This window comes from Streptomyces sp. WG7, assembly GCF_049975785.1.
GTDB lineage: Bacteria > Actinomycetota > Actinomycetes > Streptomycetales > Streptomycetaceae > Streptomyces.
On the sequence record NZ_JBNGGE010000010.1, the window covers coordinates 138,831 to 162,184 of the forward strand.

Sequence of the window (23,354 nt, forward strand, 5' to 3'; positions counted from 1 at the left end):
CATGGCCCCAGCGCCCTCGTCGACGTCCAGCGCCGTCATCCTGCACATCAACGGCGAGAAGCACGAGCTGACCGTCGACCACCGCACGACCCTGCTCGACGCCCTGCGCGAGCGCCTCGATCTCACCGGCACCAAGAAGGGCTGCGACCAGGGACAGTGCGGCGCCTGCACCGTCCTGGTCGACGGGCGCCGCACCGTCTCCTGCCTGAACCTCGCGGTCGCCGCCGAGGGGCGGGAGATCACCACCATCGAAGGCATGGCCGAGGGCGACCGGCTGCACCCGGTGCAGCAGGCCTTTCTCGATCTCGACGGCTACCAGTGCGGCTACTGCACACCCGGCCAGATCTGCTCGGCCGTCGCCGTCATCGAGGAACACGCGGCCGGCTGGCCCAGCGCCGCCACCGACGACGTACGGCCCGAGGCCGGGCCGCCCCCTCTGACACCGGACGAGATCCGGGAACGGATGAGCGGGAACCTGTGCCGCTGCGGCGCCTACGTGTCCATCGTCCAGGCGGTCGCCCGCGCGGCGGAGGCCCATGAGAAGGCCGGGGACCCGTCCCGGCCGTCGTCCCGGCCACAGACCGCGAAGGAGGCAGCGGCATGAGGGAGTTCGGCTACCAGCGTGCCGAAGACGTCTCCGGCGCGGTGGCGCTGCTCGCCGCCGACCCGGACGCCCGCTACCTCGGCGGCGGCACCAACCTCGTCGACCTGATGAAGACCGGCGTCGAACGCCCCGCCCGGCTCGTCGACGTCCGCGAACTCCCCCTGGACGGCATCGAGCCGACCGCCGACGGCGGCCTGCGTGTCGGCGCCACCGTCACCAACAGCGACCTCGCCGCCCACCCCGAAATACGCCGCCGCTACCCGGCGTTGACGCGGGCGGTCCTGGCCGGTGCCTCGGGGCAGCTGCGCAACATGGCCACCGTCGGCGGCAACCTGCTCCAGCGCACCCGCTGCGGCTACTTCACCGACGTGAGCAAGCCGTGCAACAAGCGTGCTCCCGGCAGTGGCTGTCCCGCGATCACCGGTGAGCACCACAACCACGCCGTCCTGGGCGCCTCCGACCACTGCGTGGCCGTGCACCCCTCGGACATGGGAGTCGCCCTGACGGCCTTCGACGCCGTCGTCGCCTACGAAACCCCCGACGGACCGGGAGAGTCGCCGCTCGCCGACTTCTACCTCCCGGTCGGCGACACCCCGCACCGGGAGACCGCGCTGCCCCCCGGCGCGCTGATCACCGGCGTCGTCCTGCCGCCCGCCCCGGTCGCCGCCCGCTCCCGCTACCGCAAGGTGCGCGAGCGCGCCTCGTACGCCTTCGCGATCGGCTCGGTCGCCGCCGCGCTCGACGTCGAGGACGGTGTCGTACGCGACGCGCGGCTGGCCTTCGGCGCGGTCGCCTCCCGGCCCTGGCGGGCCCGCGCGGCCGAACAGGTGCTGATCGGCGCGCCGGCCGGCGGCGAGACCTTCGCCGCCGCCGCGGACGCCGAACTCGCGGCCGCCAGGCCGCTGCCCGACAACGGATACAAGGTGACCCTCATGCGCAACCTCGTGGTGGCCGTCCTGACCGAACTCGCCGAGGAGGCCGCCCGATGACGACCGCCACGACCGGCCGTACACCGGTGAAGGGCGCCGTCGGCACCGCGCACACGCGCGTGGAGGGCCGCGACAAGGTCACCGGAGCGGCCCGCTACGCCGGCGAGATCCCCTTCGCCGACCTCGCGCACGGCTGGCTGGTGCTGTCCACCGTCACCCGCGGCCGCATCCGCTCGATCGACGCCGACGCCGTCCTCGGCATGCCCGGCGTGCTCGCCGTCCTCCACCACGGCAACGCCCCGCGCGTCGACACCGACTACGTCGGCCTGCTGGGCATCGCGCCGGACCCGACCGCGGCCGTCTTCCAGAACGACCGGGTGCCGCACGCGGGCTGGCCGGTCGCCCTCGTCGTCGCCGGGACGCCCGAGCAGGCGAGGGAGGCCGCCGAGGCCCTCGTCGTCACCTACGACGTGGAACCGCACGACACCACGCTCACCGCCGGCCGTCCCGACGCCTACCCGGCCGACGGACACATGCCCGCCGAGACCGGGAAGGGCGACCTGGCGGCCGGGCTCGCCGCGTCCGCCGTCGTGGTGGACGAGGAGTACACCACCCCCGAAGAGCATCACAGCATGATGGAGCCGCACGCGGCCACCGCCCTCTGGGACGGCGGCCGCCTGGAGGTCGTCGACTCCAACCAGGGCACCACCTGGGTCCAGAGCGAACTCGCGAAGATGTTCTCCCTCGACGAGTCCTCGGTGCGGGTGCGCTCCGAACACGTCGGCGGCGGCTTCGGCAGCAAGGGCCTGCGCGCCCACCAGGTGTCCGCCGTGATGGCCGCGACCGTGCTGCGACGGCCGGTACGGGTGGTGATGACGAGGCGCCAGATGTTCTCGCTGGCCGGCTACCGCAGCCCCACCACCCAGCGCGTCCGGCTCGGCGCCGGGGCCGACGGCCGGTTGCGCGCCCTGGAACACCGCTCGCTCAACCAGACGTCGACCGTCTACGAGTTCGTCGAGCCCGGCGCCAGTGTCGCCAGGGTGATGTACGACGCCGACGCCCACCACACGGCCAACCACGTGGTACGGCTCGACGTACCGTCCCCGACCTTCATGCGCGCGCCGGGCGAGGCACCCGGGTCGTTCGCGATCGAGGCGGCCCTCGACGAACTCGCCGAGCGCTGCGGCGTCGACCCGGTCGAACTGCGGCTGCGCAACGAGCCGGAGGCCGGCCCGGTCTCCGGTCTGCCGTTCAGCAGCCGCAACCTGGCCGCCTGCTTCAGCGAGGGAGCGCGCCGCTTCGGCTGGGCGGAGCGCGATCCGCGCCCCGGCGTGCGCCGCGACGGGCGCTGGCTGCTGGGCACCGGTACGGCCGCGGCGTCCTTCCCGGCGGGCGCCGGCCCGTCCACCGCCCTCGTGACCGCGGAGGCCGACGGCACCTTCACCGTGCGGATCGCCGCCGCCGACCTCGGCACCGGCGCCCGCACCGCGCTCACCCTGGTCGCCGCCGACGCACTCGAGGTCACGCCCGAGCGGGTCCGGGTCCGCATCGGCGACAGCGACTTCGGACCGGCGATGATCGCGGGCGGCTCGATGGGCACCCGCTCCTGGGCCTGGGCGATCACCGTCGCGGCCGGCGAACTGCGGGAGCGGCTCGCGCTGGGCACGACCGTCCCGCCCGAGGGCATCACCGTACGGTCCGACACCACCGAGGCCCTCGGCGCGCTCGCGCAGAAGGAGCGGCACGCCTTCGGGGCGCAGTTCGCCGAGGTCGCCGTGGACACCGCCACCGGCGAGGTGCGGGTGCGCCGCATGCTCGGCATCTTCGCCGCGGGCCGCATCGTCAACCCGCTCACCGCCCGAAACCAGCTCGTCGGCGGCATGGTCTGGGGCATCTCCATGGCCCTGCACGAGGAGGCGGTCCGGGACCGGGCGAGCGGCGGCCTCTACGGCCCCGACCTCGCCGGCTACCACGTGGCCACGCACGCCGACGTCCCGGACATCGAGGCGGACTGGGTGGACGACCCCGATCCGGACGACCCGGTCGGCATCAAGGGCGTCGGCGAGATCGGCATCGTGGGCGCCGCGGCGGCCGTCGCCAACGCCGTCTGGCACGCGACCGGCGTACGCCACCGCAGCCTGCCGATCCGGCCCGACCGCGTGCTGTCGGCGACCGTGCCCGCAGTCGGGGGCGGGACGGATGCTTGACATCCCCGACGAGCTGAACGGCTGGCTCGCCGAGGGCCGGGAGTTCGCCGTCGCCACCGTCGTCTCCGTCGGCGGCAGCGCACCGCGCGGCCCCGGCGCCGCCCTCGCCGTGGACAGCGAGGGCACGGTGATCGGCTCGGTCTCCGGCGGCTGCGTGGAGGGCGCGGTGTACGAGCTGTGCACCGCGGCCCTCCGGGACGGCGAGACGGTCCGCGAACGGTTCGGCTACAGCGACGAGGACGCCTTCGCGGTCGGGCTGACCTGCGGCGGGGTCATCGACGTGATGGTCACGCCGGTCGGCGCGGGCTCGCCCTCGCGGGAGGTGTTCCGGGCGGCGCTGTCGACCGCCGCCCGGGGCCGGGCCGCGGCCCTCGCCCGGGTCGTCCAGGGCCCGGCGGGTCTCCTCGGGCGGGCCCTGCTCGTCCGCCCCGACGGCTCGTACGAGGGCGGCCTCGGCGGTCATCCGGACCTGGACCGCACCGCGGTGGCCGAGGCCGGGGCCCTGCTGGACAGCGGCCGCACCGGCACGGTCGGCCTCTCCGAGGACGGTTCGCACTGCCCCGGCGGGCTCACCCTGCTCGTCGAGTCCAGCGTGCCGCCGCCGCGCATGATCGTCTTCGGCGCGGTCGACTTCGCGGCGGCGCTGGTGCGGGCCGGCAAGTTCCTCGGCCACCACGTGACGGTCTGCGACGCCCGGCCCGTCTTCGCGACGCCGGCCCGCTTCCCGGAGGCCGACGAGGTCGTCGTCGACTGGCCGCACCGCTATCTGCGGAGCACCCCGACCGACGGGCGCACGGTGCTGTGCGTCCTCACCCACGACGCCAGGTTCGACGTACCGCTGCTCACGGAGGCCCTGCGGATGCCGGTCGCGTACGTCGGCGCGATGGGCTCGCGCCGCACCCACGAGGACCGGAATCGGCGGCTGCGCGAGGCCGGCCTCGGCGAACACGAGCTGTCCCGGCTCCGCTCGCCGATCGGCCTGGACCTCGGCGCCCGGACGCCCGAGGAGACCGCGCTGTCCATCGCGGCGGAGATCGTCGCCACCCGGCGCGGCGGCACGGGCGCGCCCCTGACGGGCGGGGCGGCGCCGATCCACCGGGACCTGACCGGGGCGGCCGCCTGACGCGGACCGGCGGCGGACGGGTCAGGGCGCCGTCGACTCGCGGGCCGGGCGGACGGGTCAGGGAGGCGTCGAGTCGCCGGGCGGACGGGTCAGGGAGGCGTCGAGTCGCGGGCCGGGCGGACGGGTCAGGGAGGCGTCGACCCGCCGGCCGGGCGGACGGCGTACTCCCGCGTCATCGCGTGCACGAAGGCCCGCGTGAGATCGCCGCGAAGCCGCCGCCGGCGCACGTCGTGCTCCTTCGGCGGCACGGCCTGCTCGCGCGGGCCCCGGGGGAGGGCGCGCCGGTTCCGGCGCCTCGGCGCACTGATCGTCCCGGTCCGTCATGGCCCTACGGCTGTCCCGGCGCCGCAGACCGAAACGGCGGCGCCCCCGAGGTCACCGGGGCCCGCACCGCCGCCCCGTCTCCCGGGGGCGGGGCGGACCCGACCACCCCGTGTTCCGCCAGCGGCCCCACCGTCAGCCCCGCCGCACGGCAGTCGCGCACGATGTCCGGCAGGGCGCCGAGGGCGGCGCGCCAGCTGCCCGGGGCGGAGACGTGGTCGGTGTCGTGCAGGAGGATCGTGCCGCCCCCGCGCAGGTCCGCCGCGACGGTCGCCCGTACCGAGGCGGGCGTGGCGTCCTGCCGCCAGTCCTTGCCCCACGCGGTCCACAGCACCGGCCGCAGTCCGGCCCGGCGGGCGGCGGCCCAGCGTCCGGAGGTGAGGATGCCGTAGGGCGGGCGGTACCAGCGCGGGACGCGTCCGGCGGCCTCGCCCACCGCGGTGACGGCACGCGCCAGCTCGCGCGCGTCCCGCGCCGGCGCCGGCAGCCAGGGGCGGTCGTGCGCCCAGCCGTGGACGGCGAGTTCGTGCCCCCTCCGGGCCAGCTCGCGGGCCGGCGCCGGGTGGCGTACGACGTTCTCGCCGAGGAGGAAGAACGTCGCCCGTACCCCGAGCCCGTCCAGTACGTCGAGGAAGTGCGGCGTGGACGCGGGATCGGGGCCGTCGTCGAAGGTGAGGGCGACGTGGTCGGGGCGGCCCTGTCCGGCCAGGCCCGGGAAGCGGCGCCGGCGAAGCTCCGGCAGCCAGGTCGCGGCCGGGCCGATGTGGGCCAGCGCGGCGACGACGACCGGCGCGACGGCGTACACCGCCGGTCCGGCGTGCGACCCCTCGCGCATCCGTGTGTCTCCTGTCCGTGCGCCGTCTTTCCGTTCCGCGTCTTTTCGTACCGAGCCCTCCGTACCGAGCCCTCCCGTACCGAGCCCTCCGTACCGAGCCCTCCCGTACCGAGCCCTCCCGTACCGAGTCCTTCCGTCGCGGCGTCTTGCCGTTGTTCCACCATCGCGCGGCCGCGTCCGACGCGCCCGTCGCGCCGTGCCGCCGTTCGGCGCAGCGTGGTCATGCCCCCCGCCGCCCCCGGGTCCGCCCGCCCGGCCCGGGTCCGTCCCGTGCGGCCGGCACCGTGTCCCACGCACCCTGGACCGACGGCGCGCGGGCCAGCCCGACACTGCCCAGCCCGATCAGCGCCACGCCGGTCAGCTCGGGCAGCACCCGCACCCCGAGGGCGATCTGTTCGCCGAACAGGGCCCAGCCCAGGGCGACGCTGGTCAGCGCGTCGCCGAGGGTCAGCGCCGGCTGCGACGCCGCGAGGGTTCCCGCCCGCAGCGCGCTCTGCAGCAGCAGGAAGCTGATCACCCCGACCACCGCCGTGGCGTACGGCGGCCACTGGGTCAGGACGGCGCCCACCCCCTGGGGGAGCCGCCCGGTGACCTCCTTCAGCAGTCCCGCCGTCCCGCCGAACGCCACCGCGGACGCCGATCCGAACAGCGCGGCGCGAGGCGCGCCCCGTACCAGGGTGCCGATCGAGGCCAGGGCCGTCACCACGACGAACAGCGCCAGGCCCGCCCAGCCCCACCGGCCCGGCGTCGCGGTGTCGTGGCCGGCCGACGGCGCGGCGGCCCCCAGGAACAGCGCGAGCCCCACGGCCAGGGCCACGAACGCCAGCCAGGTCCGCGGGTCCGGCCGCCGGTGGAAGACCATGCTGCCGACCATCAGGGTGAACAGCAGCTCACTGGCCATCAGCGGCTGGACGACGGCCAGACTGCCCACCGCCAGCGCGGCCGCCTGCAGCACCGTCGTCAGCGCGAGCAGCGCCGCGCCCCCCACCCAGTACGGGTCGCGCACCAGCCGCAGCAGCGAGCGCACCACCGTGTGGACGGCGCCCGCCCGGCCCTCGTCCTGCGCCGCGGCCCGGCGCTGCAGCACCGACGCCGCCGCGTTGGACAACGCCGCGAACAGGGCCAGGACGACGGTGAGGACACTCACCGTCGCGCGCTCCCGCTCATCCGGAGTTCATCCGAACCGCGCCGCCAGCCGCCGGTACAGCCCCGGAGCCGCGCCCCGTACCCGGCACGGCAGTCGCAGCCAGCCGGGGACGTAGACCTCGTCCCGTCCCCGCACCACCGCGACCCGTACCGCTTCGGCCACGCGCTCGGCGGGCACCGGACGCGGCCTGGACCGGAGGTAGGGAGCGCCGCGGCGCTCGAAGAACGGTGTGTCGACGACACCGGGCACCACGTGCGTGACGCCCACGCCCGTGCCCCGCAGCTCGTAGCGCAGGGCGTCCGCGAAGGCGCCGACCGCGGCCTTGGCGGCGGAGTACACGGCCTCCTCGCGCACCGCCACGCTGCCCGCCAGCGAGCCGACGAGCACCACCCGCCCCGACCCCGCCTCGACCATGCCCGGCAGCACCAGCCGCACCAGCCGCAGCGTGGCCAGCACGTTGATGTCGAACAGTTCGTCGATGGTGTGCGGCGGCATGTCCAGGAACTCCCCGGCCCAGCCGACCCCGGCACCCGCCACCAGCAGATCCACCGGCCCGACCGTGGACCGCGCGAAGTCGGCGAGCTGCCGGTCGGCGCCGGGCAGCGTGAGGTCCGCGGCGAAGGCGGTGGCCGACGCCTCCTCGGCGACCTCGCGCAGCCGGGCCGGGTCACGCCCGCTGAGCACCAGCCGCCAGCCGCCCTCGTCGCTCAGCCGGCGGGCCACGGCCGCGCCGATGCCGGAGGACGCCCCCGTCACGAGCGCCGTGCGCGTCCGCGGGCCCCGGTCACCGACGGGCTCCCGGCGGGGCCTGGCGTGGTCCGCGTCGGGCGCGACGACCTGCGGCCCCGGAGCGGAGCGGGGGCGGGAGAAGGCATGGACCATGGGCACCACCTTGACTCGGGGCGGACACCGGGGAGGCGACCGACCAGGTGGTCGGGCTCCGGCGTCCGGCCGGACGGGCGGTCACGGAGTATCCCTGATACGGCGCCCGAAACGCCCGCTTGTGTGGTGGTTTGGAATGTGACGGCCGGGCAACTTGGACCGCCGTGCATCCTCGCAGCTCATCAGCGCCCCGCCGCCCGGCCGGCCCGTACGCCCCACGGGACGGCAGACGGCTGCTGGTGGTCAGCGCGAGCATGGGCGCCGGGCACGACACGGTCGCCGACGAACTGGTCCGCCGGGCCCGGGAACGCGGTGACGACGCCTTCGTCGTCGACGTCCTCGCGCTGCTCCCGTGCGGTCTGGGCGGTGCGCTGCGGCACTTCTACCGCGGGTCGGTACGCCACTTCCCCTGGGCCTACGCCGCCCTGTACCGCCTCTTCCTGCGCCCCGGCGCCGGGCACCGCCCCGGCGCCACGCCCCTGGCCCGGCTCGCCGGCGGCCGGCTGCGCGAGCTGGCCGAGCGCACCGGCGCGGACGTGGTCGTACCCGTCTTCCACCTCGGCGCCCAGCTCACCGGTCACCTCCGGGCCCGGGGCCGGCTGTCCGTGCCCAGTGTCGTCCTCGTGATCGACTTCGCCGTCCACCGCCAGTGGCTCCACCCCGGCAACGACCACTGCCTGTGCCTCACGGAGGACGCGGCGCGTGAGGTGCGGGAGAGCACCGGTACCTCCGCGTGGACGTGCGGTCCGGTCGTGGCCCCGGAGTTCTTCGCCGAGTCTCCCGACGCCCCCGGAGCGGCCGGGTGGCGGGGGCTGTTCGACCGTCTCGGCCCCGGGCGGCCCGCCGTGGTGCTGTCCGCCGGCGCCTGGGGAGTGGGCTCGCGCCTGAACGCCACCGTCCGGCTCCTCACGGACCACGGCCTCCTCCCGGTCGCGCTCTGCGGGGACAACGAACGGCTGCGCCGCGAACTGTCCGGCACACCCGGCGTACTCGCGCTGGGCTGGGTGACGGACATGCCCGGCCTGATGCACGCCGCCCGCGCCCTGGTCGACAACGCCGCCGGCCAGACCGCCGTACAGGCGCTCGCCGCCGGACTGCCGGTCGTGGGGTACCGCCCGATACCCGGCCACGGCGCGGACGGTGTCCGGCGGATGGCCGCGCTCGGCGTGTCGGACGTCGCCGAGGACGAGACCGCGCTGCTCGGCGCACTGCGGCGGCTCACCGCCCCGGGGCCGGCCCGGCGGGAGCGGATCGCCGCGGGACACGCCCTGTTCAGGGAGGACGCCATGACCCGGGTGGCCTCCGTCGCCGACGCCCGGCGGGCACGCAGGTGAGACCACGCCCGTTTCCCGGCCCGGGCGGAGGGCACCCGGGCCCGGAGCGAGAACCGGCGGAAGGAGGCGGCGCCGTGCGGCTCGACGAATTCCTGACCCTGGTCCGCGACCGCGGCGAGTACCACAGCAAGGAGGAGGCCGAGCAGGTCAGTACGGCCGTCCTCTGGGTGATCGCGTCCCGCATCGACCCGGAGGAGGCCGCGGGTCTGGCCTCGGACCTGCCGGCGCCCCTGGACGACGTGCTGCGCCTGGAACGCGGGCGTCCCGAGTCCTTCGGCCGCGAGGAGTTCCTGCGGCGCGTGGCGCAGCAGACCGGCGCCCGGCCGCGCACCGCGGAATGGGACGCGGGTGCCGTGCTCTCCACCCTCACCGAGGCGGTGCCCGGCGAACGGGTCGACCATCTCCTGGCCGGCCTCTCCCCGGACTGCGCGGACCTCTTCGGCGGACCGGCACCGTACTGACCGCGGCTCGCGCACATGTGGGAGACGGGAGGAAACGGGCACCCGGCCCCGGCGAAGAAGCGGCCCCGCACAGGAGGTATCCATGACGGACGGCGAGCAGCGCCCCGGCGAAGGCTACGGCGAAGACGACGAGACCCCCCTCGGGGGATACGCGGCGCTCACGACGACGTTCGCGGCCACAGTCGCGGTGTTCGCCGTGACCGCGCGGCGGCGGGGGCTGCGACTGCCCGACACCGTCCCGCCCTGGGACGTGGCCCTGCTGGGGACGGCGACGTTCAAGGCGTCCCGGCTGCTGACCAAGGACAAGGTCACCAGCTTCCTGCGGGCTCCGTTCACCCGCCGCGAGCGTGACAGCGACGCGGACGAGGTGATGGACGCCCCGCGCGGCAGCGGCCTGCGCCGCGCCGTCGGCGACCTGGTGTCCTGCCCGTTCTGCACCTCGGCCTGGGTGGCCGGAGGGCTCGTCGGCACCTACGCCGTCGCTCCCCGGGCCGCGAGGCTGCTGTGCGCGGGCCTGAGCGCCGTAGTGCTGTCGGACTGGCTGCAGTACGCGTGGAGCGTGACGGAGCAGAAGGCCGAGGGGTGAGCGTCAGTCGCGCTCCGCGCGTGCGGCCCGCTCCGCGCGCTCGGCGTGCAGCTTCTTCACCCGGGCCGCCTCCTTGCGGACGTCGGCCTGGACGGCCTGCTCCCGCTCCAGCCACTCGGGGCGCTCCTGCTTGAGCGCCTCGATCTGCTCCGTGGTGAGCGGCTCCGTGACTCCGCCCCGGTGCAGTCCCGCGATGGAGACACCGAGCTTGGCGGCCACCACCGGCCGCGGGTGCGGACCGTCGCGCCGCAGGTCCCGCAGCCACTCGGGCGGGTCGGCCTGGAGCGTGTTCAGCTCGGCGCGCGTGACGACGCCCTCCCGGAACTCGGCGGGTGTGGCCTCGAGGTACACACCCAGCTTCTTCGCCGCGGTCGCGGGCTTCATGGTCTGGGTGTTCTGGTGCGACGTCATGGTGTCAAGGGTATCGAGCGTCCGAGCGACCGCCGACCACGCCCGGTGACCGAGGCCGCCGGCCGTGCCCGGTGGCCGCCGTCGCCGACCACGCCCGGTAACCTGGCCGGGTGACAGGCTCGGAAGAACCCCCCGCGTTCCGGCTCGCGTACGTTCCGGGGGTGACGCCCGACAAATGGGTGCGCATCTGGAAAGAGCGGCTGCCCGGCGTCCCGCTGTCCCTGACCCAGGTCACCGCCGCCGAGGCGGGGGGCTCGCTGCTGCGCGGCGACGCCGACGCCGGGCTGGTGCGGCTGCCCGTGGACCGCACCGCCCTCAGCGCGATCCCGCTCTACACCGAGACCACGGTCGTGGTGGTCCCCAAGGACCACGTCGTCACCGCGGCCGACGAGGTGACCGTCGAGGACCTGGCCGACGAGATCGTGCTGCACCCCCTGGACGACGTCCTCGGCTGGGAGCGGCCGCCGGGCCGGCCCGCACTCGAGCGTCCGGCCACCACGGCGGACGCCGTCGAGCTGGTGGCCGCCGGGATCGGGGTGCTGCTCGTGCCCCTGTCGCTGGCGCGCCTGCACCACCGCAAGGACCTCACGTACCGGACGGTCACGGACGCCCCCGAGTCGAGCGTGGCGCTGTCCTGGCCCGAGGACGCGCACACGGACCGGGTGGAGGACTTCATCGGCATCGTCCGGGGCCGGACCGTCAACAGCACCCGTGGCCGGCAGGCCGCTCCGGCGAAGGGCGAGCGCACCGAAACGGCGTCCGCGCGGCGCAAACCGGCGGCCGGGAAGCAGGCCGGCGGCGATCGTCGCGGCGCCGGCGGCAGCACCAGGAGCGGGGCCAGGGGCGGAAGCAAGGGCGGCACCAGGACCGGCGGCAAGGGCGGCGGCCCCAAGGGCGGCAGGCGCGGCAAGCCCCGCCGCGGTTGACGCGGCAGCCGCCTCCCGGGTCAGCGGACCGTCGGACCGGGGGTCGGCGCCGAGGTGTCGACCTCCAGTCCGGGTGGTGCGGTGAGGGAGAGCACCGGCTCACCCTGCTGCGGCGCCGGCGGCGTGAGCTGAACCCCGGGCAGGTTCGGCGGGGCCGACTGCTGGAAGTTGACCTGGTCGAAGTTGACCAGGCCGGTCTTCTCCAGCACGGTGATGTGGTCGAGCACGGTGTCGTTGGCCTGGTCGGCCAGTTGCCGCACCAGGCTGTTCCTGGTGTTGGCGCGGATCTCGGCGATGGCCGGGAAGATCTGGCCGTGCGTGATGCGCATGATGTTGACCGCGGTGGTGTCGAACTGCCTGCCCGTGGTCCCGTCCACGGTGGTCACGAACTGCTGCTGCTGCGGGGACGCCTGGTTGGGCAGGGTGATGCCCAGCTCGGGCGCGATCCTGCGGCAGGTCGCGTCGAGCCGGGCGTGCCCGACGACCAGGTGCTCGCCGGCCTCCTTCATCTCCGGCGTCGTCCCCCGCTCGATGGCCATGAGCCCCAGCGGGTGTTCCCACAGCCCGGCGGCACGGACCTTCACCACGAAGTCCCGGTCGGCCTCGGTGAGCGGCCCGAACACCGTGTTGGTGATGACACGGTCCTGGCTGCCGGCCGTGTTCCGCACTCCGAGCACGGCCGGGTAGGCGAGCGCGGTGAGGGTGAGGACCAGGGCACCGGCCACGAAGGCGGTCCCTGCCGTGGTGCGCGTGATGCGCATCGTGCCTCCTGGGGCGAGGACGGGCTCGGACACCAGGAGGTACGGACGCGGGCCGCGAACCGATCACTTCCGCGGGTAAAAACTCGCCGCCGTCAGTCCGCGTACGACGCCCTCCGCGCGGTCCGCAGCACCCGCTCGCCGTCGTCGGCCCCGAGCAGCCCGGCCCCCACCCACGCGTCCACCGTGGACCGCACGTGTGCCAGCAGCGCGCCCTTGCCGCGGAACGGCGCCGCCGCCCAGATCTCGTCGAGCAGCGTGGTGCCGTCGTCCTTCGCCGGGTTGGCGACGCCCGAGTCGGTGCCGCCGAGGACCACCCGGGGTTCCGCGCGCCGGAACCAGGCGTGCGTCGGGTCCTCGGTCCCCTCGGCGAACGGGGCCCACTCGGTGCCGTCCAGCGTGTAGTGGAGCGGCTTGCCGGACACGGGGGTGAGCGTGGGCAGCAGGTCCCCGGAGAGACCCGCGTCGCGGTACAGCCCGCACTCCAGGAGGTCCGTGGACGGATTGCGGCCGACCAGGTTGACCGGGCCGTAGAACAGGGCCTGCAACGACGGGTCGTCGACTGCCTTCTCCACCCGCAGCCGGAAGGGCACACGGATCCGCACCGTGTCGCCCCGGCGCCAGGTCCGCGACACGGTGAAGTAGCTGCCCGGGGCCGGAGTCCCCGGTACGGCACGGCCGTTCACGGTGACCCGGAACCCCGCGGTGGCCCAGGAGGGCACCCGCAGCCGCAGCGCGAAGGAGGCGTCGGCGCCGCCGATGGTGAGCGTGCTGCCCTGCTCCTCGGGGTAGTCCGTGGTCTGGGTGACGGTGACGCCCCGCTCGGCCCAGGTGAGCGTGGACCGGCTGTAGAGGTTGACGTACAGGGCGCTGCCGTCGGCCGCGGCGAAGTACACGGAGTCCTGGTACTTGGTGGCGCTCTCCATCCCGGTGCCCTCGCAGCAGGTCGTGCCCTGCTTGGGCGTGTAGTCGCGCACATGGCCGGGTGTCAGCCCGATGAAGTAGGTGACGAGCGGCTTCTCCGCGTCCGGCTTGTCCTGCTTGGAGCCGAGCACCTGGTTGTACAGGGCCCGCTCGTAGTAGTCCATGTACGCCGGGTCCTGGTCGTGGAAGAACAGCGTCCGGCTCAGCTTGAGCAGGTTGTACGCGCAGCAGGTCTCGGCCGTGGTGGCACCGATGGTGCCCGCGATCACGTCCCGCGCCTTCCAGAACTCGCCGGTGCTGGTGCCGCCGATGGCGTACATGCGGTGCGGTACGACCATGCGCCAGAAGTTCTTCGCGGCGGTGAGGTAGCGCTCCTCGCCCGTCTCGTCGTACAGCCGCACCAGGCCGGTGAAGATCGGTATGTGCTGGTTGGCGTGCAGGCCGTCGAGGACGTCGGTGTTGGCGGCGCAGGCGTCGATCAGCCGGTCGAGGTCGAACAGCCTGGCCAGCGCGAGGTGGTCCGCCTCACCGGTGACCGCGTGCAGGTCGCAGATCGCCTCGACGATGCCGCCGAACTCCCCGCTGGAGAAGATGCCCCACATCCGCTGCAGGGTGGCCGCGGGCAGCGCGGACAACCGCGCGTACATCCAGTCGCACAAGCCCGACGCGAGGTCCAGCGCCCGGTCGTCGCCGGTGGCGAGGTGGGCGTCCAGCAGACCCTTGAGGATCTTGTGCGCCGTGTAGTACGGCGCCCAGACCTTGGTGTAGTCACTGCCGGTCATCGACTCCAGCTGGATGAACTGCGTCTCCGGGTACGCGGCGAGGAAGCCGGGATGGCTGGGCCCGCCCCAGGTGCGGCGGAGCGTGGCCGTCAGACCCCGGCCGGAGGCGTCCGCGAACGACCCGCCGCCGGTCTCGTCGAAGGCGTACGACGCCAGGTCGCCCCGGCCCGCCGGGGTGTCGGCGGCCCGGCTGTCCCGCAACGCGCCGATCTCGGCGGCGCTCAGGGCGCGCGACCAGACGTTGAACTCCTCGAAGGCGCCCGCGAAGACGGGGTCGGCGGGGTAGTGCGAGCGGCCGAGCCAGTGGTGGGCGAGCGGGCCGAGCACCGCCGGGGTCACGGTCATCGCCGTGTTCCGGGCCACGGCGACGCCGTCGACGTAGAGGGTGCCGGTGCCGTCCGCGAGGGTCACGGCCAGGTGGCTCCACTCGTCCAGGGGCAGTGCGGCCGTGCCGTCGAGGCCCTGCTCGCCCGCGGCACCGCTGCCGGTGATGGCGAAGCGCGGCACGCCGTCGGCGTTGCGGGCGGCGAGGTAGAGGTAGCGGTGGGTGTCGTCGCCGAAGTCGAGGACACGGGCCCAGTCGCCGTCGTGGGTGGGCTTCACCCAGGCGGCCAGCGTGATCGCCGGGGTGTCGCCGAGGACACCGGCGGGGAGGACGACGTACTGGTGGGAGCCGCGCACGTTCTCCGCCGCGGCGCCGAACCGTCCGTCCGTGCTCAGTACGGCGGGATCGTGCCGCAGGGCCTCGCGCACCTCGGTCAGCGCGCCGACCATGGTGTCGATCCGTTCGGCGAAGACCCGCTCCCCGGTGCTGCGGTACGCCTGGGACAGCACGGTCAGGAAGTGGCCGGTGTAGTGACCGCGGAGGTTGCCGTTGGCCTCGCCGTCCAGTCCCTCCCAGCCGCCGGGGGCGACGGCGCCGAGGGTGGGGAGACCGGCGTTGGCGCGGAAGACCTGGAGCAGCCGGTTCACGTCGTAGCCGCGGGCGTGGTCCAGCATCAGCCGCCGCTTGTCGGCGAAGACGCCCCGGCCGAGCGTCACGTCCTGAAGTCCGAACGGCCGTACGGACCAGGCCGCCGGTGCCGCGGGGCCGGCGAGCGCGGCCGGCGCCCGCGGCGCCGCGCCGGGCCGGCCGCCCGCCGCGTACGAGACCGCGGGCGTTCCCGCGGCGATCGCCGTGGCCAGCAGAAGGGTCCGCCGGGAGAGGGGCGCTGCCATGTGCTCCTCGTTTCTTCGGTTCGAAATATCGAATGCCGTTCGAAAGATCGCCCAGAAGATAGGCAAGGGGTACGGGAGCGTCAACGGTACTGACGAGTACGGTCAGGCCGGCCGTGCCGTCCGTACGAGCCAGTCGTACGCCGCCCGCGCGGTGAACTCGCCCTGGCCACCGCGCACCAGCAGACCGGCGGCGGCGAACTCCGGCGCGTCGGCCTGTGCCGCGACGTACGGGATCGCGATGCAGCGCATTCCGGCCGCGTGCGCGGCGGCGGCTCCGGGAACGGCGTCCTCCAGGACCACGCAGTCGGCCGGGGCCGCCCCGAGCCGCCGCGCCGCCTCCAGGAAGACGTCCGGTGCGGGCTTGCCCCGCGCGACCTCGTCGGCCGAGACGACCGTGCGCAGCTGCGCGTCCAGCCCGGTACGGGACAGGATCGCCGCGATGGCCTCGGGCGACGAACCCGACGCCACCGCCAGCGGCACGCCCTCGTCCGCCAGCAGCTCGACGAACTTCCGCATCTCCGGGTAGGCGCGCGCGGACGTGCGGGCCAGCTCCAGATAGTGGCGGTTCTTGACGGCGAGCAGTTCCTCCACGGGGGCGCGCAGGCCGTACCGCCGCTTCCAGTCGGCGACCGTCTCCTGGGTGCTGATGCCCACGTATCCCTCGTGGTCGGTCCACGTGAAGTCGGGTACGCCGAACTCGGCGAGGGTCTGCCGGCCCGCCTCGTAGTAGTTCGGCTCGCTGTCCACGAGCGTTCCGTCGAGATCGAAGATGACCGAGATGCCGCCGAGAGTGCTCATGGGGTACAGGATGCCAAGGACCCGGCGGTCACTTCCGCGCCGTACGTCCGATCGACTCGACCAGGGGCAGCAGCCGGTGCGGGACGCGCTCGCGCAGCGCCACCTCGCTGCGGGTGCGGACCACTCCCGGCAGACTGATCAGCTTCTGGACCACGTCCTCCAGGTGTGCGTTGTCGCGGGCCACGACCCGGGTGAGCAGGTCGCCGCCACCCGTGATGGAGAAGGCCTCCACGATCTCCGGTACGGCCGCCAGCGCCTCGCCCACCTCGTCCAGGTGGCCCTGGGTGACCTCGATGTGCACGAACGCGAGCACCGGGTGGCCCAGCGCGGCGGGGGAGAGGGACGGTGCCGTCCCGGTGATCACGCCGTCCCGCTCCAGGCGGTCGAGCCGGGCCTGGAGCGTGCCGCGGGCGATCCCGAGGAGGCGGGCGTACTCCCGCACGCTGGTGCGCGGCTGCTCCAGCAGCAGCCGCAGGATGCGGGTGTCGAGTTCGTCGACGGCCATGGGTGTCCGGGTCCCCTCGTCGGCCATTGGCTCTTCGATGGCCGTAGGCATGCCGTGAGAACTGTACCAATGGCGCACTTCCGAACGAGCCTGTTGAGCCACTGGTGCCGGAGATGCTCCTATAGAAGGGTCGATGGCGCTGCGGATCCCGCGGCGCCTTTTTCATGCCAGTGGCTTCGGGCCGGTGGGCGCCAGTACGTGAGGGGGCGGTAATCAGTGCTGAAGAGGGTGTTCGTGAGCCCGGACCCGGGACGGTCGCGGTTGCGGTTCGCCGCGCGGGGCGTGCTCGGCATCGGGCTGGCCGTCGTCGTGTGCGGCCTGGCCGGTACGTCTCTGGTGGGCGCCGTCATCGGCGGGCTCGCCGCGCTGCTCGCGCTGTTCACCGTCACCGACGCCACCGTGCGGGGGCAGGCGGTCACCACCGCGCTGCTGCCGGTGGCCGGACTGCCCGTGCTGACCGCGGCGGCCGCGCTGCACGACCACCCCGTGGCCAGGGACCTCACCTTCCTCGCCGTCGTCGGCGCGGGCGTGTACGCGCGCCGCTGGGGCCCGCGCGGACACAGCCTCGGCGTGTTCGCCTTCATGACCTTCTTCATCGCCCAGTTCCTGCACGCGACCACGGACCGGCTCCCCGAGATGTACGCCGCCGTCCTGCTGTCCGTGGCCGCCGCCGCGGCGGTGCGCTTCGGCCTGTGGTGCTACGAGCGCCGCCTGCCCCCGCCCGCCGTGCCCGCGCCGCCCGCCGCCACCGGACTCGCCCGCATCACCACCCGCCAGGCCGTCCAGGCCACCGCGGGCGCCGGCTTCGCCCTGGTCGTGGGCCAGCTCGTGTCCGAGGAGCGCTGGTACTGGGCCGTCGGCGCCACCTGGTGGGTGTTCGTCAACACCACCTCGCGCGGCGAGACCCTGGTCCGCGGCTTCCGCCGGGTCCTCGGCACCGTCGTCGGCATCGGCCTCGGCTTCCTGATCGCCTTCCCGCTGGCCGGATCCGCGCTGCCCACGGCCGTCCTCGCCGCGGCCTGCGTCTTCGGCATCTTCTACTCCGCCGCGGTGTCCTACACCTGGATGATGCTCTGCGTGACGCTGCTCGCCGAGCTGCTCTACGGCCTCCTGGACTTCCTCAGCCCGGGCCTGCTCGCCCTGCGGCTCGCCGAGACCGGAGTGGGGGCGCTCGGCGCCGCCCTCGCCGTGCTCTTCGTCCTGCCCGTCACCACGCACGCCGTCACCGACGCCTGGATCCAGCGCGCCCTGCGCTGCGTCCACGCCTGCACCGGCGAGGCGGCCGCCCGCCTCGCCGGGAACGAGGGCGCGGACCCGGCGCCGCGCGTGGCCGAGCTGGAGCAGCTGCTGGGCCGGGTGCGGCTGTCGGTCGCCCCGCTCGTGCACCCGCTGAACCCGATGTACGGCCGCAAGCGACGCGCCCGCCGCGTACTCGCCCTGCTCGACGACTGCGCCCGGGAGATCCGCGGCCTGGTCGCCGTCGCGGCCGATCCGGAGGCCTCGCACGACGCCCGGCTGGCGGCAGCCTGCTGGCGTGTCGAGAGCGCGGTCGAGGCACTCACCGGCGGTGGCGCCGTCCCCGCGCACGAGGACGGCCCGCGCGCCGCCGAGCCCGCGTTGGCCCACCTCCACGGCCTGGAACGCGCCCTGGCCGACCTCGCCGCGCCCCTGCGCACCCCCTCCGGCTCGCCGCTCGTCGGAGCCTGAGCCCTCCGGCCCCGCGCCACCCGTTTGGTCTGGACCGCAACTGACCGACTGCTACCGTCGCCCCGGGGCAGACGAATCAGTCGGCACTCGACGAGGCGCGGGACGGCGCGGAACGGCGCGGGACGAGAGGGAGCAGCGGTGGCAGACGGCGGCAGGCGGCAGCGGCGGGCGTTCATCGGGTCGTTCACGGCGGCCGGCGGCCCCGGCATCGTGACGGCGGCCGTCGCACCCGGCAGTGGCGCGCTCACGGTCCTCAGCGGCACCGACCGCGTACCCGACCCCTCCTACCTGGCCCTGGCCGCCGGCGGGGACATGCTCTACGCCGTCAGCGAGACGGCCGAGGGCGCGGTGGCCGCCCTCCGGGTGACGGGGGACAAACCCGAGCCCGTCGGGCGGCCGGTGCCCGTGGGGGGCGACGGGCCGACCCACCTCAGTCTGTACGCCGGGCACGTGCTGACCGCCAACTACGGCTCCGGCAGCGTCACCGCCGTACCCCTGCGTCCCGACGGCGGCCTCGCCCGGTCCGCGTCCGGCGTCCTGCGGCACACCGGATCGGGCCCGCACGCCCAGCGCCAGCAGGGGCCGCACGCCCACCAGGTGCGGCCCGACCCGAGCGGGCGGTGGGCCGTCAGCGTGGACCTCGGCACCGACTCGGTGCGGGTCTGCACCCTGACGGACGGCTCCCTCGCCGTGCACCGGGAGATCGCGCTGCGCCCCGGCTCGGGCCCGCGCCACCTCGCCTTCCATCCGGACGGCTCCCGCGCCTACGTGGTCAACGAACTGGCGCCCACCGTCACCGTCTGCCGCTGGGACGCCGCCGACGGCGTACTGCAGCCCCTCGCCGAGGTGCCGGTGCTGCCCGGGGCCCCGTCCGGCGACGCCTACCCGTCCGGCGTCGTCGTCTCGCCCGACGGCCGCTTCGTGTGGACGGCGACCCGCGGCGAGGACGTCCTGTCCGTGTTCGTCGTGGAGCCGGACGGGCTGCGGCTGTTCGGGACCGTGCCCTGCGGCGGGCACTGGCCGCGGGAGATCGCCGAGTCGGACGGCTTCCTGTACGCGGCCAACGAACGTTCCGGAGACGTGACCTGGTTCGCGCTCGACCCGGAGACCGGCGTACCCCGGCGCGCCGGCTCCCTCGCGGTACCGGCGGCGTCCTGCGTCGTCTTCGGCTGACCGGGGCGGCGGTCCGCCGTCGCGCCCCGCGCCGTGCGGCCCGTGCACGTGCCGCACGGCTCACCCGCGTCCACCCGTACGGCACGACCAGGGCTGTGCCCCGGACAGGCCGGTGCCCCGCCCATGGGCGCACGGCGCGGACCCGCGTGGCTGCGCCGGCCGCCCCCGGCGGCCGTACGGCACGGCGAAGGGCCCGCTCCGGTACGTGAGCGGGCCCTTTCGGCCGGGCATACGGGGCGCGGGTGGGCGCCCGTGGGTCAGCGGACCGGTGCGCCCTGCGGCTGCTGCGGCGAGATGCCGAGCGCGGTCGTGTACTTGGCCAGTGCCAGCTTGCCGATCGCCGGGTACGGGCCGAGCGGCTCGGCGGTGGAGCAGCCCACCTCCTCGGCCGCCTCCGCCAGCAGGGACGCCTCGATCTCCGGGCCGATCAGGTACGGCGCGAGCGCCAGCTGCTGCGAGCCCGAGGAACGCAGCTGCTCGGCCACGGACGCGATCGAGCCCTCCTCGTCCAGCGCCGCCGCCATCACCGGCACGGCGAGGCGCGCGGCGAGCAGCATGCCGGTGATCCCGGCCGCCTGGACGGCCTCGTCCCCGCCGACGGAGGCCAGGATGATGCCGTCCGCGGCGGTCGCCACGGTGAACAGCCGGGCACGGTCGGCACGGGCCAGGCCGGCCTCGGAGAGCCGCACGTGCAGCGCCTCCGCCAGCAGCGGGTGCGGGCCGAGCACGTCGGTCAGCTCGGCCGCGATCCGGCTGTCCATGACGGCCTGCCGGATCCGGCGCAGCAGCGCGCCGTCCGGGCCGGCCAGCAGCGGTACGACGACGGCGACGGGGCCCTCGGGCTCCTTCACCTCCAGGCCGGCGGCGCGCGCCTGCTCGTAGCGGGCGGTGCGCTCCTCGGCGGCCCGCACGAGGACGGTCGACAGGGAGGGGAACTCCTCGTCGTCCCCGTCGAGGTGGCCGATCCGGGCGTCGAGGCCGGGCAGCTCGGACCGGGCGATGCTGATGACCTCGTCCGCGAGGCCTCGGGTGGCGCTACTGGGCGTCCCCGGCACCGCGAGGACGAGCGCCGGCGCGCCCTCGGGAGCCACCAGGGGTTCGGGACGGCGGTGCCGTCCGGGCTGGCGGGGGCGCGGCATTCGTACTGGCAGGCCGGACGCGGGCCCAGTGGGGGAGCTCATGGCGCCGCATGTTACTGGTTTCCTGGGTTTCCCTGTTCGGGGAGGGTGCAGGTGAGCGGTATCCGTCCGGTTTTGTCTGATGAGTGATGTACGGATCGGCCGACATCGGCACTATTCACCTCGCCGGCGGACCGAATTGCCGGCCGCCCGGCACAGTCGTCACCCACAGCAGTTTGTCGTCGCTCGGAAGGACGAGCGAGCCGGCCGCCAGGTCGGTCGCGATCCGCACCGAACCGTGCAGTGGATCACCCTCGGCGGTCGTCCGTCGTGCGTGCGGCAGCCGCTTCGCCAGCTCCTCCTCCAGCGGTACGACGAGGGGGTCGCCCATCTTCAGCAGGCCACCGGTGACCGCGAGGCGGGGCTCGCCGCCGGACGGGCACACCGCGGCGGCCGAGTCGGCCAGGTGCCGCGCGGCGGCCCGCAGGACGTCCGCGGCGACGGGGTCGCCGGCCGCGCAGGCGACCACCTCGGGAGCGAAGGAGGCGAGGACGGCGGGACGGTCCGTACGCGGATACAGCTGCCCGGGCAGCTCCGCCACCGGGCCGAAACGCTCCTCGGCCCGGGCGAGCAGCAGGGCCGAGCCGCCCGGTCGCCCGTCGTGGGCCCGCAGCGCCGCCTCCAGGCCGGCCCGCCCGATCCAGGCGCCCCCGCCGCAGTCGCCCAGCAGATGGCCCCAGCCGTCCGCCCGGCGCCAGCGGATCAGGTCGGTGCCGGTCGCGATCAGACCGGTGCCCGCGGCGACCACGGCTCCGGGCCGGGGCCCGAGGGCGCCGACGTAGGCGGTGACGGCGTCGGCGACCAGGGCGACCGTCCGCACGCCCAGCTCGCGGGCCAGCGCGCCCGGCAGCTCGGCGCGCAGGGCGTCGCCCAGGGTGGCCAGTCCGGCGGCCCCGACGACGACCGTGCCGAGCCGGGTCACACCGGTCTCGGCGGTCAGCTCCCTGGCCATCGGCAGCAGCTGCGCGAGCAGATGCCCGGGATCGATGCCGCGCGCACCGGTGCGGACCGGTTCCCGCGACGCACGCCGCCCGAGCCCGTCCGGGCCGCGTCCGTCGCCTCCCGCCGCACCGACGACGACGCGCAGCCCCGAACCGCCGGAGTCCACGGCCAGGAAGCCGCCGGTCACGGCAGGCACCGGTGGTCACGGCCCCACGCGACGAGGCACGGCCTCATCGCGTGGGCGGGGCTTTTGGGGGCCGGGTATCGGCGACGACGGGCCGGCAGGGCGTGATGACCCCGGCGGAGCGGCTCGGCCACTGGATCCAACAGACTCCCCGCCTCCCGGTGACCGGTGACCGACTGCGGCGATGCCGCGGTCCGCCGGACCGGCTCGACGACCTCGACGTGAGAGGAAGAGTAGCGCCGAGGGCGGCGTCCTCGGGGGAGGGGCCCCGGTGCTTGTGCGGGGACCGGTTGTCTGCCAGTAGAGTGACGCGCCGTGGCACCACGACCCTTGCATGAACTTGTTGAAGCAGGCTGGGCGAAGGCTCTGGAACCTGCGGCTGGACGCATCGCCGCGATGGGAGACTTCCTGCGGGCGGAGGTAGCGGCCGGACGGACGTACCTGCCGTCGGGGGCCAACGTCCTGCGGGCCTTCCAGCAGCCGTTCGACGACGTCCGCGTCCTGATCGTCGGTCAGGACCCCTATCCCACCCCGGGGATGGCGATCGGGCTGAGCTTCGCGGTGGCGCCCGAGGTGCGTTCCCTGCCGGGCAGCCTGGAGAACATCTTCCGGGAACTGCATACGGACCTGGGACTGTCCCGGCCGTCCAGCGGAGACCTGACACCGTGGACCGAGCAGGGGGTGCTGCTGCTCAACAGGGCGTTGACGACGGCGCCGCGCAAGCCCGCCGCGCACCGCGGCAAGGGCTGGGAAGAGGTCACCGAGCAGGCGATCCGAGCGCTGGTGGCCCGCGGCACGCCGCTGGTGTCCATCCTGTGGGGCCGTGACGCGCGTAATCTGCGGCCACTGCTCGGGGACCTCCCGGCGGTCGAGTCCGCCCACCCGTCGCCGATGTCGGCGGACCGCGGGTTCTTCGGCTCCCGTCCGTTCAGCAGGGCCAACGACCTGCTGGTCCGGCAGGGTGCTCAGCCGGTGGACTGGCGACTTCCGTAGCTCCCGCCCTTCAGAGGTTCCGAGCCCTGCCGGTGGCCGGCGCCGCGCACGCCTTGCCCGGGACGCGCGCGGCGCACACCGGAACTACCGTCGCCCCAGCTCCGTCAGGCACATCGCCAGGGGAACGCCGGGGCGCCCGAGTGCCTCGCCGTATCGCCGCAGGACCGCGTTCTCCCGGGCGAGTTCGATCGCCGGTACTCCGGCGGCCCGGCGCCGGGCCGCCAGCTGGGCACAGATCTCGGTACGCCGGCGGACCAGTTCGATGATGGCCGCGTCCAACTCCACGACATGTGCGTGCAGGCCGTCGGCGACGCCGTCCATGGCCCTGGGCATGTGCGAGTGCCTTCCCGTGCGAGGTCGATGAGGGCGGCCGCTTCGCCACGGCGGCGGAAGGCGTGCCCAGTGAGGGGTAGGGGTGACGCCGGG

Annotated in this window: 22 protein-coding genes; 11 read left to right on the forward strand and 11 right to left on the reverse strand. The window is 74.8% G+C overall.

Going from position 1 to position 23,354, the window contains the following annotated elements; all coding sequences use genetic code 11:
* Position 1: 1 nt before the first annotated feature.
* Genes ACP4J0_RS13725 through ACP4J0_RS13740 form a run of 4 tightly spaced genes read left to right on the forward strand, consistent with a single transcriptional unit; the run spans position 2 to position 4,863 of the window.
* Positions 2-604: a (2Fe-2S)-binding protein gene (locus tag ACP4J0_RS13725; RefSeq protein ID WP_426598935.1), complete on the forward strand. Its 603-nt coding sequence runs from the start codon at positions 2-4 to the stop codon at positions 602-604.
* Positions 601-1,593: an FAD binding domain-containing protein gene (locus tag ACP4J0_RS13730; RefSeq protein ID WP_426598936.1), complete on the forward strand. Its 993-nt coding sequence runs from the start codon at positions 601-603 to the stop codon at positions 1,591-1,593. The genes ACP4J0_RS13725 and ACP4J0_RS13730 overlap by 4 nt, the downstream gene beginning before the upstream one ends.
* Positions 1,590-3,740 carry a xanthine dehydrogenase family protein molybdopterin-binding subunit gene (locus ACP4J0_RS13735; RefSeq protein ID WP_426598937.1) on the forward strand — a complete coding sequence of 717 codons (2,151 nt, stop codon included), beginning with the start codon at positions 1,590-1,592 and terminating at the stop codon, positions 3,738-3,740. Before ACP4J0_RS13730 ends, ACP4J0_RS13735 begins: the two co-directional genes overlap by 4 nt.
* Complete coding sequence (locus tag ACP4J0_RS13740) at positions 3,733-4,863, forward strand: XdhC family protein (RefSeq protein WP_426598938.1); 1,131 nt, start codon at positions 3,733-3,735, stop codon at positions 4,861-4,863. The genes ACP4J0_RS13735 and ACP4J0_RS13740 overlap by 8 nt, the downstream gene beginning before the upstream one ends.
* Positions 4,864-5,191: 328 nt before the next feature.
* Here the strand turns inward: ACP4J0_RS13740 and ACP4J0_RS13745 are convergent, their stop codons facing one another.
* From ACP4J0_RS13745 to ACP4J0_RS13755, 3 genes are all read right to left on the reverse strand, one after another.
* A complete protein-coding gene (locus ACP4J0_RS13745) occupies positions 5,192-6,019 on the reverse strand; it encodes a polysaccharide deacetylase family protein (RefSeq protein ID WP_426598939.1) in 828 nt (275 codons plus the stop codon).
* Positions 6,020-6,239: 220 nt separating this feature from the next.
* On the reverse strand, positions 6,240-7,166 hold the full coding sequence (locus ACP4J0_RS13750) for a DMT family transporter (protein ID WP_426598940.1): 927 nt from the start codon (positions 7,164-7,166) through the stop codon (positions 6,240-6,242).
* Positions 7,167-7,193: 27 nt separating this feature from the next.
* On the reverse strand, positions 7,194-8,048 hold the full coding sequence (locus ACP4J0_RS13755) for an SDR family NAD(P)-dependent oxidoreductase (RefSeq protein ID WP_426598941.1): 855 nt from the start codon (positions 8,046-8,048) through the stop codon (positions 7,194-7,196).
* A gap of 164 nt (positions 8,049-8,212) precedes the next feature.
* Between ACP4J0_RS13755 and ACP4J0_RS13760 the strand changes: the two genes are divergently transcribed.
* The 3 genes from ACP4J0_RS13760 (at position 8,213) to ACP4J0_RS13770 (ending at position 10,429) form a co-directional block, all read left to right on the forward strand.
* Positions 8,213-9,382, forward strand: a complete 1,170-nt coding sequence (locus tag ACP4J0_RS13760; protein ID WP_426598942.1) for an MGDG synthase family glycosyltransferase — start codon at positions 8,213-8,215, stop codon at positions 9,380-9,382.
* Positions 9,383-9,456: 74 nt separating this feature from the next.
* Positions 9,457-9,843 (forward strand): DUF2267 domain-containing protein, encoded by a 387-nt coding sequence (locus ACP4J0_RS13765; RefSeq protein WP_426598943.1) that lies wholly within the window; start codon positions 9,457-9,459, stop codon positions 9,841-9,843.
* Between the two features lie 82 nt (positions 9,844-9,925).
* Positions 9,926-10,429 (forward strand): DUF1360 domain-containing protein, encoded by a 504-nt coding sequence (locus tag ACP4J0_RS13770; protein ID WP_426598944.1) that lies wholly within the window; start codon positions 9,926-9,928, stop codon positions 10,427-10,429.
* Positions 10,430-10,432: 3 nt separating this feature from the next.
* On the opposite strand, the gene ACP4J0_RS13775 is transcribed toward ACP4J0_RS13770, so the two are convergent.
* The gene (locus ACP4J0_RS13775; RefSeq protein ID WP_426598945.1) at positions 10,433-10,840 is read right to left on the reverse strand and encodes a DUF5997 family protein; all 408 of its coding nucleotides are present in this window, start codon (positions 10,838-10,840) and stop codon (positions 10,433-10,435) included.
* A gap of 110 nt (positions 10,841-10,950) precedes the next feature.
* Between ACP4J0_RS13775 and ACP4J0_RS13780 the strand changes: the two genes are divergently transcribed.
* The gene (locus tag ACP4J0_RS13780) at positions 10,951-11,766 is read left to right on the forward strand and encodes a LysR substrate-binding domain-containing protein (RefSeq protein ID WP_426598946.1); all 816 of its coding nucleotides are present in this window, start codon (positions 10,951-10,953) and stop codon (positions 11,764-11,766) included.
* 20 nt (positions 11,767-11,786) lie between these two features.
* On the opposite strand, the gene ACP4J0_RS13785 is transcribed toward ACP4J0_RS13780, so the two are convergent.
* The 4 genes from ACP4J0_RS13785 to ACP4J0_RS13800 form a co-directional block, all read right to left on the reverse strand.
* Positions 11,787-12,527, reverse strand: coding sequence for a DUF4142 domain-containing protein (locus tag ACP4J0_RS13785; protein WP_426598947.1), 741 nt, complete (start codon positions 12,525-12,527; stop codon positions 11,787-11,789).
* 92 nt (positions 12,528-12,619) lie between these two features.
* Positions 12,620-15,448: a beta-L-arabinofuranosidase domain-containing protein gene (locus ACP4J0_RS13790; protein ID WP_426598948.1), complete on the reverse strand. Its 2,829-nt coding sequence runs from the start codon at positions 15,446-15,448 to the stop codon at positions 12,620-12,622.
* 102 nt (positions 15,449-15,550) lie between these two features.
* Positions 15,551-16,246 carry an HAD family hydrolase gene (locus ACP4J0_RS13795; RefSeq protein WP_426598949.1) on the reverse strand — a complete coding sequence of 232 codons (696 nt, stop codon included), beginning with the start codon at positions 16,244-16,246 and terminating at the stop codon, positions 15,551-15,553.
* A gap of 28 nt (positions 16,247-16,274) precedes the next feature.
* Positions 16,275-16,751: an Lrp/AsnC family transcriptional regulator gene (locus tag ACP4J0_RS13800; protein ID WP_398132421.1), complete on the reverse strand. Its 477-nt coding sequence runs from the start codon at positions 16,749-16,751 to the stop codon at positions 16,275-16,277.
* Between the two features lie 216 nt (positions 16,752-16,967).
* Between ACP4J0_RS13800 and ACP4J0_RS13805 the strand changes: the two genes are divergently transcribed.
* Together ACP4J0_RS13805 and ACP4J0_RS13810 are read left to right on the forward strand one after the other, a co-directional pair.
* The gene (locus tag ACP4J0_RS13805) at positions 16,968-18,458 is read left to right on the forward strand and encodes an FUSC family protein (RefSeq protein ID WP_426598950.1); all 1,491 of its coding nucleotides are present in this window, start codon (positions 16,968-16,970) and stop codon (positions 18,456-18,458) included.
* Positions 18,459-18,596: 138 nt separating this feature from the next.
* Positions 18,597-19,631 (forward strand): lactonase family protein, encoded by a 1,035-nt coding sequence (locus ACP4J0_RS13810; protein WP_426598951.1) that lies wholly within the window; start codon positions 18,597-18,599, stop codon positions 19,629-19,631.
* 257 nt (positions 19,632-19,888) lie between these two features.
* Here ACP4J0_RS13810 and ACP4J0_RS13815 read toward each other — a convergent pair whose 3' ends face one another.
* Positions 19,889-20,812, reverse strand: a complete 924-nt coding sequence (locus tag ACP4J0_RS13815) for a sirohydrochlorin chelatase (protein ID WP_426598952.1) — start codon at positions 20,810-20,812, stop codon at positions 19,889-19,891.
* A gap of 115 nt (positions 20,813-20,927) precedes the next feature.
* Positions 20,928-21,938 carry an N-acetylglucosamine kinase gene (locus tag ACP4J0_RS13820; RefSeq protein ID WP_426598992.1) on the reverse strand — a complete coding sequence of 337 codons (1,011 nt, stop codon included), beginning with the start codon at positions 21,936-21,938 and terminating at the stop codon, positions 20,928-20,930.
* Between the two features lie 312 nt (positions 21,939-22,250).
* Here ACP4J0_RS13820 and ACP4J0_RS13825 point away from each other — a divergent pair, with 312 nt between their 5' ends.
* Positions 22,251-22,928 (forward strand): uracil-DNA glycosylase, encoded by a 678-nt coding sequence (locus ACP4J0_RS13825; protein ID WP_426598953.1) that lies wholly within the window; start codon positions 22,251-22,253, stop codon positions 22,926-22,928.
* 84 nt (positions 22,929-23,012) lie between these two features.
* Here ACP4J0_RS13825 and ACP4J0_RS13830 read toward each other — a convergent pair whose 3' ends face one another.
* Positions 23,013-23,261 carry a chorismate mutase gene (locus ACP4J0_RS13830; RefSeq protein WP_426598954.1) on the reverse strand — a complete coding sequence of 83 codons (249 nt, stop codon included), beginning with the start codon at positions 23,259-23,261 and terminating at the stop codon, positions 23,013-23,015.
* Between the last annotated feature and the right edge of the window lie 93 nt (positions 23,262-23,354).

Excerpts from the sequence above, each read along its gene's own strand:
- ACP4J0_RS13725 (WP_426598935.1), top strand. The coding sequence starts at position 2 with ATGGCCCCAGCGCCCTCGTCGACGTCCAGCGCCGTCATCCTGCACATC.
- ACP4J0_RS13730 (WP_426598936.1), top strand. The coding sequence starts at position 601 with ATGAGGGAGTTCGGCTACCAGCGTGCCGAAGACGTCTCCGGCGCGGTG.
- ACP4J0_RS13735 (WP_426598937.1), top strand. The coding sequence starts at position 1,590 with ATGACGACCGCCACGACCGGCCGTACACCGGTGAAGGGCGCCGTCGGC.
- ACP4J0_RS13740 (WP_426598938.1), top strand. The coding sequence starts at position 3,733 with ATGCTTGACATCCCCGACGAGCTGAACGGCTGGCTCGCCGAGGGCCGG.
- ACP4J0_RS13745 (WP_426598939.1), bottom strand. The coding sequence starts at position 6,019 with ATGCGCGAGGGGTCGCACGCCGGACCGGCGGTGTACGCCGTCGCGCCG.
- ACP4J0_RS13755 (WP_426598941.1), bottom strand. The coding sequence starts at position 8,048 with ATGGTCCATGCCTTCTCCCGCCCCCGCTCCGCTCCGGGGCCGCAGGTC.
- ACP4J0_RS13770 (WP_426598944.1), top strand. The coding sequence starts at position 9,926 with ATGACGGACGGCGAGCAGCGCCCCGGCGAAGGCTACGGCGAAGACGAC.
- ACP4J0_RS13775 (WP_426598945.1), bottom strand. The coding sequence starts at position 10,840 with ATGACGTCGCACCAGAACACCCAGACCATGAAGCCCGCGACCGCGGCG.
- ACP4J0_RS13785 (WP_426598947.1), bottom strand. The coding sequence starts at position 12,527 with ATGCGCATCACGCGCACCACGGCAGGGACCGCCTTCGTGGCCGGTGCC.
- ACP4J0_RS13790 (WP_426598948.1), bottom strand. The coding sequence starts at position 15,448 with ATGGCAGCGCCCCTCTCCCGGCGGACCCTTCTGCTGGCCACGGCGATC.
- ACP4J0_RS13795 (WP_426598949.1), bottom strand. The coding sequence starts at position 16,246 with ATGAGCACTCTCGGCGGCATCTCGGTCATCTTCGATCTCGACGGAACG.
- ACP4J0_RS13800 (WP_398132421.1), bottom strand. The coding sequence starts at position 16,751 with ATGGCCGTCGACGAACTCGACACCCGCATCCTGCGGCTGCTGCTGGAG.
- ACP4J0_RS13815 (WP_426598952.1), bottom strand. The coding sequence starts at position 20,812 with ATGAGCTCCCCCACTGGGCCCGCGTCCGGCCTGCCAGTACGAATGCCG.
- ACP4J0_RS13830 (WP_426598954.1), bottom strand. The coding sequence starts at position 23,261 with ATGCCCAGGGCCATGGACGGCGTCGCCGACGGCCTGCACGCACATGTC.